11 protein-coding genes and 1 pseudogene are annotated in these 12,425 nt (G+C 75.8%); 7 read left to right on the forward strand and 5 right to left on the reverse strand.

Annotated elements, in window-relative coordinates; all coding sequences use genetic code 11:
• Positions 1-8 precede the first annotated feature (8 nt).
• From ACFWI8_RS07545 to ACFWI8_RS07575, 7 genes are all read left to right on the forward strand, one after another.
• Complete coding sequence (locus ACFWI8_RS07545; protein WP_387086961.1) at positions 9-995, forward strand: acetylxylan esterase; 987 nt, start codon at positions 9-11, stop codon at positions 993-995.
• A 137-nt stretch (positions 996-1,132) separates the two neighbouring features.
• Positions 1,133-2,728, forward strand: a complete 1,596-nt coding sequence (locus tag ACFWI8_RS07550; protein ID WP_387086963.1) for an ABC transporter substrate-binding protein — start codon at positions 1,133-1,135, stop codon at positions 2,726-2,728.
• Positions 2,729-2,757: 29 nt separating this feature from the next.
• The gene (locus ACFWI8_RS07555) at positions 2,758-3,726 is read left to right on the forward strand and encodes an ABC transporter permease (RefSeq protein WP_387087040.1); all 969 of its coding nucleotides are present in this window, start codon (positions 2,758-2,760) and stop codon (positions 3,724-3,726) included.
• Between the two features lie 5 nt (positions 3,727-3,731).
• Complete coding sequence (locus ACFWI8_RS07560) at positions 3,732-4,607, forward strand: ABC transporter permease (protein ID WP_387086965.1); 876 nt, start codon at positions 3,732-3,734, stop codon at positions 4,605-4,607.
• A gap of 59 nt (positions 4,608-4,666) precedes the next feature.
• The gene (locus ACFWI8_RS07565; protein WP_387086967.1) at positions 4,667-5,653 is read left to right on the forward strand and encodes an ABC transporter ATP-binding protein; all 987 of its coding nucleotides are present in this window, start codon (positions 4,667-4,669) and stop codon (positions 5,651-5,653) included.
• The gene (locus tag ACFWI8_RS07570) at positions 5,646-6,302 is read left to right on the forward strand and encodes an ABC transporter ATP-binding protein (protein WP_387086969.1); all 657 of its coding nucleotides are present in this window, start codon (positions 5,646-5,648) and stop codon (positions 6,300-6,302) included. The genes ACFWI8_RS07565 and ACFWI8_RS07570 overlap by 8 nt, the downstream gene beginning before the upstream one ends.
• 45 nt (positions 6,303-6,347) lie before the next feature.
• Positions 6,348-7,361, forward strand: coding sequence for an MsnO8 family LLM class oxidoreductase (locus tag ACFWI8_RS07575; RefSeq protein ID WP_387086971.1), 1,014 nt, complete (start codon positions 6,348-6,350; stop codon positions 7,359-7,361).
• Here ACFWI8_RS07575 and ACFWI8_RS07580 read toward each other — a convergent pair.
• From ACFWI8_RS07580 to ACFWI8_RS07600, 5 genes and pseudogenes are all read right to left on the reverse strand, one after another.
• Entirely contained in the window at positions 7,358-8,692 is a 1,335-nt protein-coding gene (locus tag ACFWI8_RS07580) for a carboxyl transferase domain-containing protein (RefSeq protein ID WP_387086973.1), read from the reverse strand. The two genes, ACFWI8_RS07575 and ACFWI8_RS07580, sit on opposite strands and share 4 nt — an antisense overlap.
• Positions 8,689-10,134 (reverse strand): AMP-binding protein, encoded by a 1,446-nt coding sequence (locus tag ACFWI8_RS07585; protein WP_387086975.1) that lies wholly within the window; start codon positions 10,132-10,134, stop codon positions 8,689-8,691. Before ACFWI8_RS07585 ends, ACFWI8_RS07580 begins: the two co-directional genes overlap by 4 nt.
• A gap of 53 nt (positions 10,135-10,187) precedes the next feature.
• Complete coding sequence (locus ACFWI8_RS07590; RefSeq protein ID WP_387086977.1) at positions 10,188-10,958, reverse strand: hypothetical protein; 771 nt, start codon at positions 10,956-10,958, stop codon at positions 10,188-10,190.
• Between the two features lie 8 nt (positions 10,959-10,966).
• Positions 10,967-11,647 (reverse strand): hypothetical protein, encoded by a 681-nt coding sequence (locus ACFWI8_RS07595; RefSeq protein ID WP_387086979.1) that lies wholly within the window; start codon positions 11,645-11,647, stop codon positions 10,967-10,969.
• Positions 11,648-11,764: 117 nt separating this feature from the next.
• Positions 11,765-12,425 (reverse strand): annotated as a pseudogene (locus tag ACFWI8_RS07600) (ROK family protein); the annotation flags it as partial.

Consider the following 12,425-nt stretch of genomic DNA (forward strand, 5'->3'; position numbering starts at 1 on the left):
CACACAGCATGGCGCTTACCGACATGCCGCTCGAGGAACTGCGGGAGTACAGACCCGCGGTCCCCGAGCCGGCGGACTTCGACGACTTCTGGGCGGGGACGCTGGCCGAGGCCCGCGCCGCCGACGGCGCGCCGGCCGAGTACCGGCCGGTGGACTCGCCGTTGGCGACGGTGGACGTCTTCGACGCCAGGTTCCCCGGTTGGGGCGGCCAGCCGATCGCCGCCTGGCTGCTGCTGCCCAGGGGCGCCCGGGGCCCGCTGCCCACGGTGGTCAGCTACATCGGCTACTCCGGCGGGCGTGGCCTGCACCACGAGCACCTGCTGTGGAACGCCGCCGGTTACGCGCAGCTCGTCGTCGACTCCCGGGGCCAGGGGCACGAGACCCCCGACCCGGACGCGGTGCCCACACCGCAGTTCGTCGCCGGCTTCATGACCCGCGGCATAGCCACCCCCGACCACTACTACTACCGGCGGCTGATGACGGACTGCGTGCGCGCCGTGGACGCGATCGTCGAGCACCCGGCCGTCGACCCGCGGCGGGTCATCGTCGCCGGCGGCAGCCAGGGCGGCGGCCTCGCGCTGGCGACGGCAGGCCTGGTCGGTGACGCGGTGGCCGGCGCGCTGATCGACGTGCCGTTCCTGTGTCACTACCGGCGGGCCGCCGACATCGCCTCCGACGGCCCCTACCCGGAGTTGACGCACTACCTCGGCATGCACCAGCGCGAACAGGTCGACAACACCTTCCGCACCCTCAACTACTTCGACGGCCAGCACTTCGCGGCCCGGGCCACCGCGCCCGCGCTCTTCAGCGTCGGTCTGATGGACCCGGTCTGTCCGCCCTCCACCGTCTACGCCGCCTACAACCGCTACGCCGGTGAGAAGGAGATCAGCGTCTGGCAGTTCGGCGACCACGCCGGCGGCCGCGCCTCCCAGGCCCGCGAACAGCTGCGCTTCCTCGCCGAACGCGGCCTACCGGGCCAGGCGCTCGCCGACTAGTCGGTTCCCGGGCCGGCGCCGGACGGCCCGGGAGCGCTTTCCCGCGCTTCACGCCCATGAAGCTGGCATGTCACCTCCTGTCTGTTTTAATTGCGCATGGTTCGCAAGAGCGTCTGGGTATCAACAGGGGTGGCAGCATGACAGTCCGCAGGCCATGGACAGTGCGCGCGGGAGGCGTGGCGGTGGCCGCCCTGCTCGGCCTCACGGCGTGCTCGGCGCCCGCCGAGGAGGGGGGCGGGTCGGCCGCCCACGACTCGCTCGTCGTCGGCATAGCCACCGAACCCGACACGCTCAGTCCGCTCCTCGGCTACGGCAAGGACGGCAATTCCAAGATCTTCGACGGCCTGCTGCGGCACGACGCCGACCTCCAGCTCACGCCGGCCCTGGCCACCGAGCTCCCCGAGGTCAGCGAGGACGGCCTGACCTACACCTACCGGCTGCGCGAGGGCGTCGAGTTCACCGACGGCGACCCGTTCACCGCGGAGGACGTCGTCTTCACCTACGAGACGATCCTCGACCCGGACACCAACAACCCGTACCGGGACGAGCTCGACGCCCTCCAGGACGTCCGCGCCGAGGACGACCACACTGTCGTCTTCACCCTCGCCTATCCCTACGCGCCGTTCGCCGAGCGCACCGTGCTGCCCATCGCCTCGGCCTCGGCAGCCGGCGACCAGGACGTCAACACCGGCTCGTACAACACCGAACCGGTCGGCACCGGGCCCTACGTGCTCACCGGCTGGACGCCGGGCGAGCGCCTCACCTTCGAGGCCAACCCCGACTACTGGGGCGGCGCGCCCGAGGTCCGGCGACTCACCATGGCCGTCATCCCCGACGACGACGTGCGCGCCACCCGGCTGCGCTCCGGCGACCTGGACGCGGCCGTGCTGCCCCCCAACCTGGCCGAGGGCTTCGCCGACGACGAGGGTCTGGTCACCCACGAGGCGGAGAGCGCCGACTTCCGCGCCGTCACCCTGCCGAGCGGCAACCCCGTCACCGGCGACCGCGCCATCCGCCGGGCCCTCGACCTGGCCGTCGACCGCGAACTGATGGTCGACAGCGTGCTCCTCGGCGCCGGGCACGCCGCCTACGGGCCCATCCCGGTCAGCAGCCCGTGGTTCGCCGACGGTACGGAGCGCGCCCACGACCCCGAGGCCGCGGGACGGATCCTGGACGAGGCCGGCTGGCCCCCCGGCGACGACGGCGTCCGCGCCCGCGACGGGCAGCGCGCCGAGTTCACCCTCTGGTACCCGGCGGGCGACCGGCTCCGTCAGGAGCACGCCCTGGCCTTCGCGACCGACGTCGCCGAGATCGGCGTCGACGTCACCGTCGAGTCCGGATCCTGGGAGGTCATCGAGGGCCGGCTCACCGAGGACGCCGTCCTCTCCGGCGGCGGGAACCCCGCCGACCCCGACTTCGACCTCTACGGGCTGCTCTACTCCGAGCTCGCCGGCGACGGCTGGAACAACATGGGCCAGTACGCCAACGCCGACGTGGACGAACAGCTCGACCTCGCCCGCCGCACCGCCGACCGGGACGAGCGCCAGGCCGCCTACGACCGGGTCCAGCGCGCCCTCGTCGACGACCCGGGCTACACCTTCCTCACCCACATCGACCACGTCTACGTGATGGCCGACCACTGGGAGGGCGTCACCACCCAGCCGGAGCCCCACGACCACGGCCTCGGCCACGGTCCCTGGTGGAACGTCGAGGACTGGCGGATCCGCGAGTGACCGGCGCCGCCTCCCTCCCCTGGATACCGATGGCCAGGCTCGCCGGACGGCGGCTGCTCGCCGCCGTCCCGGTGCTGGCCCTGGTCACGCTCGGCATGTTCGCGGTCGCCGCCGCCTCCCCCTTCGACCCCGTCCGGCAGTACCTCGGGGGCGGCGCCATGGGCGCCTCCCAGGAGACCCTGGACCAGCTGCGCGCCTCGCTCGCCGCCGACGGCACCTTCGTCGAGCAGTGGTGGCGCTGGCTCACCGCCGCCCTCACCGGCGACCTCGGCCAGTCCAACACCCTGCACCAGCCGGTCGGTCAGGTCATCGGCGAGCGCATCGGCTGGTCGGTGCTGCTCTGCGCGGTCGCCTTCGTGGGCGCCGTGCTGCTCGGCACGGCGCTCGGCACCCTCGCCGCCCGCCGGCAGGGCGGTGCCGTCGACCGGTTGATCACCTCGACCAGCTACGCCCTCCAGGCGGCGCCGCCGTTCTGGCTGGCTCTGCTGGCCGTCTGGCTGTTCGCGCTGCGCCTCGACGTGCTGCCGTCCGGCGGGCTCACGGACCCCGGCAGCGACGTGGTCACCGCCGGCTCCCTGCTTCGCCACCTCGCCCTGCCCGCCGCCGTGCTGACCATCTCCCAGCTGCCCTGGTTCGTGCTCTACACCCGCCAGGGCGTCGCCGACGCGCTCCGCGAGGACCCGGTGCGCGGCGCGCGGGCCCGCGGCCTGCGCGAGGGCACGGTGCTGCGCGGCCACGCGCTGCGATCCGGGCTGCTGCCCGTGCTCACCCTCGTCGGCACCCGCGTCCCCGAGCTCATCACCGGCGCCCTGCTGGTGGAGACCGTGTTCAGCTGGCCGGGCATCGCCTCGGCCACCGTCCGGGCCGCGACCGCCTCCGACTTCCACCTGCTCGCCGCCCTCGCGGTGCTCTCCGCGCTCGCCGTGCTGGCCGGCAACCTGCTGGCCGACCTCCTCTACGGCCTAGCCGACCCACGCGTCGACCACGACGAGATGTGATCCCCATGGCCCAGACCGTAGAACCGACCTGGCACGCGCGCGGCACCGCACGTCGCGGCACCCGCACCGCGCGGGTCGCCGCCTCCGCCGCGTTGGCCGGCGCCGCCGCCCTGGCGGCGCTGCTGGTGCCGCTGCTCTTCCCCCTGGACCAACAGGCCGTCGACCTCACCGCCAAGCTGGCGCCGCCCTCCGCCGACCACCTCTTCGGCACCGACGACCTCGGCCGCGACGTGCTGCTGCGCAGCGTCTACGGGCTGCGGGTCTCGCTCACCGTGGGCGTGGTCGCGGCGCTCACCGCCAGCGTGCTCGGCCTCGCCGTCGGCTGCCTCGCCGGGGCGCTCGGCGGCCGGACCGACCGCCTGGTGATGCGGGCGGTGGACGTGTTCACCGCCGTGCCGCACCTGCTGATGGGCATCTTCATCGTCGCGATGTTCCGGCCCGGGATCTGGCCGGTGGTCGCCTCCGTCGGACTCACCCACTGGGTGTCGACGGCGCGCATCGTGCGCGCCGAGGTGCTGTCGCTGCGCGGTCGCCCGTTCGTCGAGGCCGCGATCTCCGGCGGCGCCTCCCGCCGCCGGGTGGTCACCAGACACCTGCTGCCGGCGGTGCTGCCGCAGGCCGGGCTCGCCGCCGTGCTGATGGTGCCGCACGCCGTCTGGCACGAGTCGGCGCTGTCCTTCCTCGGCCTCGGCATCCCCGCCCACCAGGCCAGCCTGGGCACCATGATCAACGGCGCCCGTGGCTCGCTGGCCGCCGGCGACTGGTGGCCCACCCTCTTCCCCGGCCTCTTCATCGTCCTGCCGACGCTCGCCGTCGCCGGCCTCGCCGGCGTCTGGCGCGAGCGGATCAACCCCAGGCGACGCTCGGAGCTCGTGCTGTGACGAGCCCCGGCCACACCGACCACGAGGCGCGAACGAACGACGAGAGGGAGGAGCGGCGGATGGACGAGGCGACGCCGGCCGTGCTGTCCGTGCGGGGGCTCTCCGTGCGGTTCCTGATGCCGGGTGGCCGGGAGGTGGCCGCCGTGAACGACGTCTCCTTCGACCTCGCGCCCGGCGAGTGCCTGGCCCTGGTCGGGGAGAGCGGCTGCGGGAAGTCCGTGCTGACCTCCGCCCTGCTCGGGCTGCTGCCCGCCAACGCCCGCACCCGGGGAACGGCCCACCTGCGCGGCCCGGCCCGCGAGGGGGCGGCCTGCGACGGCGTCGAACTGCTCAGGGCGAGCGACGAGGTGCTGGCGCGACGGGTGCGCGGGCGGCTGGTCGGCCTCGTGCCGCAGAGCCCCGCCGCCCACCTGACGCCGGTCAGGACCGTGCGCTCGCACCTGGAGGAGACCGTGCGGGAGCTGACCGACACCCCACGGACCGGGCTGCGGAAGGCCGCCGAGGCGGCCGCGGCGCGCGCCGCGTTCCCCGCCGACCACCTCGACCGTTACCCACACCAGCTCTCCGGGGGCCTCGCCCAGCGTGCCGCCACCGCGCTCGCGCTCGTCGCCGACGCGCCGCTCCTCATCGCCGACGAGCCCACCACGGGACTCGACCGCGACCTGGTGGACCGCACCGTGGCCGAACTGCGCCGGCACGCTGACGCCGGCCACGCCCTGCTGGTGATCACCCACGACCTGGCCGCGGCCGAGCGGATCGCCGACCGGGTGGCCGTCATGTACGCCGGCCGCGTCGTCGAGGTCGCCCCCGCGCGCCGCTTCTTCGGCACCCCGGGCCCCCGCCACCCCTACGCCCGCGGCCTGCTCGAAGCCCTTCCCGAACGCGCCTTCACACCCATCCCCGGGCTGCCGCCCGAGCTCGACGCCCTCCCCGCCGGCTGCGCCTTCGCCGCGCGCTGCCACCTCGCCACCGAACGCTGCGCCACCCAGCCCGCGCTGAGCGACGGCGTCGCCTGCCACCACGCCCCGGAGCCCGCCGATGCTTGAGCTGAGCCGCGTCACCGCCGGATACCAGCGTGGCGCCCCGGTGGTCCGCGACGTCTCGCTGACCGTCGCGGACGGCGAGGCCGTCGGCCTCGTCGGCCCCAGCGGCTGCGGCAAGTCGACCCTGGCCCGGGTCGCCGCGCTGCTCCACCGGCCCGACGCCGGCACCGTGCGGCTCGGCGGCGAGACGGTCCGCGGCTTCCGCTTCCGCGCCCCCCGCGCGCTGCGCACCAGCGTGGGCGTCGTCTTCCAGCAGCCCCGGCTCGCCGCCGACCCGAGACTGACCCTGCGCGAGCTGATCGCCGAGCCGGCGGCCGCCACCGGCAGGACCCGGGAACTCGCCGGCCGGGCCGCCGAACTCGCCGAAGCGGCCGGGCTCGCCGAGAGCCTGCTGCGCCGCCGCCCGCACGAGGTCAGCGACGGACAGCTGCAACGCGCCTGCGTCGCCCGCGCCCTGCTGCCGCGTCCCAGGCTGCTGGTCTGCGACGAGATGACGGCCATGCTCGACGCCTCCACCACCGCCGCGCTGGTCGCCCTCGTCGAGCGGTACCGCGCCGAGCACGGCGCCGCCCTGCTGGCCGTGGGTCACGACCGGGTGCTCCTGGACCGCTGGTGCGACCGGGTGACCGAGTTCCCCAGCCCGGCCGCCTGACCCCCGCGCCGGGAATCTTCCGCCCCCGCGGTGGTTGGAACAGGAGTGGACAACACGGCACGACTGCGGTCGGTGCGCTGGTCGATCCTCGACCGGGCGCTGATCCGCGAAGGACAGGCCCCGCACGAGGCCCTGCGCGAGACGGTCGACTTCGCCCGGCAGGCGGAGGCGCTCGGCTACCACCGGTTCTGGGTCGCCGAACACCACGCGGTCCCCGGGGTCGCGGGATCGGCCCCCACCGTGCTGGCGGCCGCGGTCGCCGCCGCCACCCGTCGGATCCGGGTCGGCACCGGCGGCGTGATGCTGCCCAACCACCGGCCGCTGGTGGTGGCCGAACAGTTCGGCGTCCTGGAGGCGCTGTTCCCCGGCCGCGTCGACATGGGACTCGGCCGCTCCGTCGGCTTCACCGCGGCGGTCCGCCGCGCGCTCGGCGCTGAGAAGGCGGACGCCGACCGGTTCGACGAACAACTGACCGAACTGCTCTCGTACTTCGACGGCACCGGGCCGCTGTCCGCGCCGCCGGCCACCGGGCTGCGGGTACCGGCCTTCGTGCTCGCCGTGGGCGAGGGCGCCGGCATCGCGGCCGCGCACGGGCTGCCGCTGGTGATGGCCCACCTCGGCGACGAGGACCGCATGCTGGCCGCCATCGACCGCTACCGCGCCGAGTTCACCCCGGGCCCGCACGGCGAGCGGCCCTACCTGGTGCTCTCCGTCAACGCCGCCGTCGCCGCCACGGCCGAGGAGGCCGCCACGCTCCAGCTCCCGGAGGCCTGGGCCACCGTCCACTCCCGCACCCGCGGGGTCTTCCCGCCCCTCGAACCGCCCTCCCGGGTGGCGGCCCGCGACCTCACCGACCGGGAGCGACGCCTGTTCGACCAGGCACGGGCCAGCCAACTGCACGGCGACGAGCGCCAGATGACCGAGGCGCTGGGCGCCCTCGTCGCCCGCACCGGCGCCGACGAGCTGCTGCTGACGTTCGGCGACGGCCACCCGGGGCGACTCGACTCCTACCGCCGCCTCGCCCGGCTGGCCGGTCTCCGGCCGGAAGACGGGTCCTAGCCGACCGGCACGATCCCGCGGGCCACGCCGAGTTCCACCAGGTCCTCCGGCCGCAGCCGCAGTTGGTCGGCCGTGGCGCGGACCTGCTCGGGGCCCCGCTTGACCAGGGCCGCCGCCGACTCGGGGGCCACCACCGCGTAGTAGCTGTCCGGAGTGACCCACGTCCGGCCCGGCGAGGTCAGCGCCACCGCGCCGCCCGAGCCGCCCTCGCCGATGACCAGCGTCGTCACCGGGATGGTCGCCGCGGCCACCGCCATGATCGACTCGGCGATCGCGGACCCCACCCCGTCCCGCTCGGCCTCCGCGCCGTTGGCCGCGCCCGGCGTGTCCACCAGTGTCAGCACCGGCACGGACAGCCGGTCGGCCAGCCGCAGCAGGCGGGTCGCGGTTCGGAAGCCCGCCGGCGTGGTGGCGGTGCCGAGCTGGGCCACGTACGCCACGGCGCGTCCGGCGTGGCGCCCGAAGCCGCAGCGCAGCCCGGGGTCGGGGCAGCCGAGCGTCACCCGCTCGGTGAAGTAGGCCCGCAGATACGCGTCGGCACGCGGCCGGGACGGGTCGCGCGCCAGCTCCACGGCCGCCCAGCCGGTCCCGGGCGCGGCCACCGAACGCAGCGCCGCGGGCGGCGGCGCCGGCCCCGCCGCCGGCGTCGTCAGCAGGGAGAGCCAGCGCGCCACGGCGGTGCCGAGATCCTCGGGCGGCACCAACTCGTCCACCTGGCCGATCGCCGCCTGCGCCTCCGCCGTGTAGGCGGCGGGGTCCGCGCCCGGCGGCCTGACCCGGGCGCCGGCGAAGCCGACCTGCACGCCGGGCAGCGCCAGCCGGACGTCGGCGCCCGCCCCGAGCGTCGCCCAACCGCCGCCCGTCACCGGACCGGCGAGCACCGCCAGATGGGGCAGCCCGACCGCCCGCAGCCGCACCAACTGGGTGGCGATGCGCTGCAACTGCGCCAGCGCGAACATGCCCTCCTGCACCCTGCTGCCGCCGCTGGCGATCAACGAGACGACGGGCAGGGAGAGTTCACGGGCCGTGATGAGCGCGCCGGCGATCCGCTCGCCCACGGCCCGGCCGATGGAGCCGCCGAGGAAGCCGAACTCGAAGGCGATCAGCACCGCCTCGGCGCCGCCCACCCGGCCGAGGCCGCAGACCACCGCCTCCGACTCGCCGCTGCGTCGGGCGGCCAGCGCCCGGGCCGCGCCGTAGCCGGGCCAGCCGATCGGCGCGTCGCCCTCGTCCGCCCGGTGGGCGGCCGTCGGCCGGTACGGCAGCTCGGCGAACCGGTCCCCGGCCACCGCGGCGACCAGTGCCCTGGCCGGTGCGGCCGGCTCGCTCACACCAGCTCCCGCTTGAGGATCTTGCCCATGTCGTTGCGCGGCAGCGCCGCCCGGAACCGGACCTCGCGCGGCCGCTTGTGCGCGGCCAACTGGCCCGCCACATGCTCCGTCAGCTCGCGCGCCGAGGGCGGGCTCGTTCCGTCCCTCGGCACGATCCAGGCGATGATCCGCTCCCCGAGGTCGGGGTCGGGCGCGGCGGTCACGGCGGCCTCGGCGACCCCCGGGTGTGCCAGCAGCACGTTCTCGATCTCGCCGGCGCCGATCCGGTAGCCGCCGCTCTTGATCAGGTCCGTCGAGCCGCGCCCCACGATCCGGTACCGGCCGGCGGCGTCCCGCGTCGCCATGTCGCCGGTGCGGAACCAGTCGCCGTCGAAGGCGGCGGCCGTGGCCTCCGGGCGGTTGAGGTAGCCGGTGAACAGGTTGGGCCCGCGCACCTGGATCTCGCCCACCGTCTCGCTGTCGTCGCCCTCGATCACCCGTCCTGACTCGTCGACCAGGCGGAGCGTCACGCCGGGCAGCGGCACCCCGACCGTGCCGGTCGCCGCGGCCTCGGCGCCGGCCGGCACGCTCGTGTTCATCAGCGTCTCCGTCATGCCGTAGCGCTCCACCACCCGACGCCCGGTGGCGGCCAGGATCCGCTCGTGGTCGGGCAGGGGGAGCGGGGCCGAGCCGGACACCAGCAGCCGGGCCCCGGCCAGCGCGGCGGCGACGGCCGCGTCCCGGGCGGCCGCCTCGGCCAGCCGGTGGTACATGGTGGGCACCCCGAAGAGCACGGTGCCGCCCCCGGCGAGCGCGCCGGCCACCGCCTCGGGCGAGAAGCGGCCCACGTGGTGCGCCGTGCCGCCGTGCCGCAGCGGCCCCAGCACCCCGAGCACCAGGCCGTGCACGTGGAACAGCGGCAGCGCGTGCACCACCACGTCGGCGCCGGTCCACCCCCATGTCTCGCCCAGCGCGTCCAGCGTGGCGGCGACCGCGCGGCGCGGCAGCAGCACGCCCTTGGGCGGCCCCGTGGTGCCCGAGGTGTAGACGACGAGGGCGGTGGCCTCCGGGTCCGGCTCGGCCGGCGGCCCGGCCGGCGCCGTGGCGGGAGGTTCCGCGGTGACGTCCAGCCGGGCCGTCCCGGCGAACGCTGGCGGCAGCTGGGCCCCGGCCGGGGCCAGCACCAGCGCGGGCGCGCTGTCGCCCACGATGTGCGCCAACTCCCGCTCGCCGCTCCCCGGGTTGACGGGCACCGCCGGCACCCCGGCGAGCAGCGCCGCCACGGTCGCGACCGCCGTCTCGAGCGAGGGCGTGGCCCACACCGCGACCCGCTGGTGGCCCGCGAGGCGCCCGGCGAGCGCGCCGGCCGTGGCGCGCAGCTCCGCGTAGCTGACTATCCGGTCGCCGAAGCGCAGCGCCGGCGCGTCCGATGCGGCCGCCAGGGCCGGGAACAGAGGGCTCATTCGCATCATGCTAGGGGGCGGCGTCCACACGTCGGTCGGGGCACGGGAGGCCGTCAGGAACCCGTGCCGGCCTGGGGGAAGAGGGCCGTGTACGTCTCGGTCACGTCATCCAGGCCGCGGGCGTAGGGGGCGTCGAAGTGCCAGACCAGGAACAGCAGGAAGGCGATCATCGCGGTGAAGAGACCGGCCAACAGCAACTCCCGCGCCGAGCGCCGGATCTGGAGCACGAAGACCATGCCGATGACCACGGCGGCCCCGCTGACCAGACCGATCCACACCGCGAGCGGCATGGTGGGCTCCGCGCTCTGACCGCGCCCGACGCGCGCCTCGTCGACCCTCGCCAGCTGGTCGACGAGCCCCTGGTACGACTCGGTCTCCCGCACGGTGGTCGGCTCCCTGTCGGTGATGACCTCCCGCAGCCGCAGCAGCAACTCGTCGCCACGGTCGCCGAGTTCACCCTCCTCCCGGAGCAGGGGCCACTCCTCGTCCAGCACGTAGTCGACGTAGCCGGCCACGTCGGCGCGTATCGCGTCCCGCACCTCGGCCGGGAAGACGCCGGCGCGCACGTCCATCTCGTGCAGTGCCTGCGCCTCCTGCCGCACCCAGTCCTCCGCCGCGCCGCGCGCCTCCCAGACGCCGGCGATGGCGAGGCCGAGGACGATCGCGTAGACGACGCCCAGCATCATCGTCATGTACTCGATGACGTCCGGGGTCTCCGACGGGTCGTCGGACTCGCCGGCCCTGCGCTGCCGGAACACGGCGATCAGGAAGACGGCCCCGCAGGTCACGAGGATGATCACGGTGAGGGCCAGCCATTCGGACACACGGGCTCCTAGGAGGCGCTGGAACGGGAGGGGCCGCCGGCTCGTGAGCGGGGGCGCAGCACGGCCGCGGCCAGCACGGCGGGGGCGACGACCAGCAGGGTGCGGGTCACCAGGGAGCCGCCGGAGTCCGGCGGATCGCCGTCGACGGGCAGCTCCAGGCCGGCCACCGGTGGCAGGCCCGTGGGGGAGGGCGGCGGCGAGGGCTCGGCCGGCATCGGCTCTGGCTCCTCGGCGGGCGGCTCCGGGCTCGGGGCGGCGGGGGCGGGCGGTGGTACGGGCTCGGCCGGCGCCGGCGGTGGAGCGGCCTCGCTCGGCTCGGGCGGCGGGGTGGGCTCGGGCGGTGGCGAGGGCGTGGGCGTGGGCTCCGGCGTGGGGGAGGGGGACGGGGGCGGGGTCTCCGGCTCGGACGGCGTGGGCGTCGGGGTGGGCGAGGGGGGCGAGGTGGGCGGTGGTTCCGGTGGCGGGGTGGGACAACCCGGCGGCCACCAGGGCGGTAACGGGAGCCAGACGCAGAGGCAGATGCCGTGCCGGGCGCCCGCACCCGCCTCGGGGTGGTCCGGCGGGCAGTGGTGGAACGACCGGGCGGCCGTCGGTTCGGCGGCCGCGACGGGCGCGGCGGTACCGGCCGTGCCCGCGGCGGCCAGCAGCACGGCGACGCCGGCCAGGCGGGTGCGCTGCGCGATGTTCACGGGGTGATCCTGCGCGCCGGGCGCGCGGCACACCGGACGGTCGCGTTGATTTCGCCCGATGGGGTGAAGTTCGAGGGCGGGAGGATTGTCCGCCGCCGTGTCGGTTCTGTCCGGCTCTCAGGCCCGCAGCAGCCGGGCCGGCTCGTCGAGCGCGGCCCGCACCGTGGACCCGGCGGCGCCGAGCAACGGCCCGTCAGGGCCCAGTGGCGAGGCGGTCACCGGCACCGGGGTGGCCCGCCCCCCGGCCGCCACGCTGGTGCGGCGGGCCAGCTCGCGGTTCACCGGCGGCAACAGCCAGGGCGCGAGCATGGCCAGCGATCCGCCGATCACCACCTGCCGGGGATCCAACAGGTTGACCGTGCCGGACAGCGCGATGCCGAGCGCGGTGCCGGCCTGCCGCACCGCCCGCAGCGCATCCGCGTGGCCCGCCTCGCAGCGCGCCGTGAGGGCACCGAGCCGCACCCCGGGACCCGGCTCGAGACCCGCGGCCCGCAGCACCGCCTCCTCGCCCGCGTAGGCCTCCAGGCAGCCGCGCCCGCCGCAGGAGCAGGGCCGGCCCTCGGGCCGCACCGGAACGTGCCCGAGCTCGCCCGCGAACCCGTGGGCGCCGCGCAGCAGTCGACCCTCGACCACCACCGCGGCGCCGATCCCGATCTCGGCCGACACGTGCACGAAGCTGTCCAGGCCCCCGGCCGCGCTCGACCAGCAGTCCACCGCGCAGCAACTCGTCGACCAGGGTGGACACGGCGGCCCTGGTCAGCCCGATCCGGGTGGCGAC

Source organism: Streptomyces sp. NPDC127098 (genome assembly GCF_042722465.1).
In the GTDB taxonomy this organism is placed as follows: Bacteria; Actinomycetota; Actinomycetes; order Streptomycetales; family Streptomycetaceae; genus Streptomyces; species Streptomyces millisiae.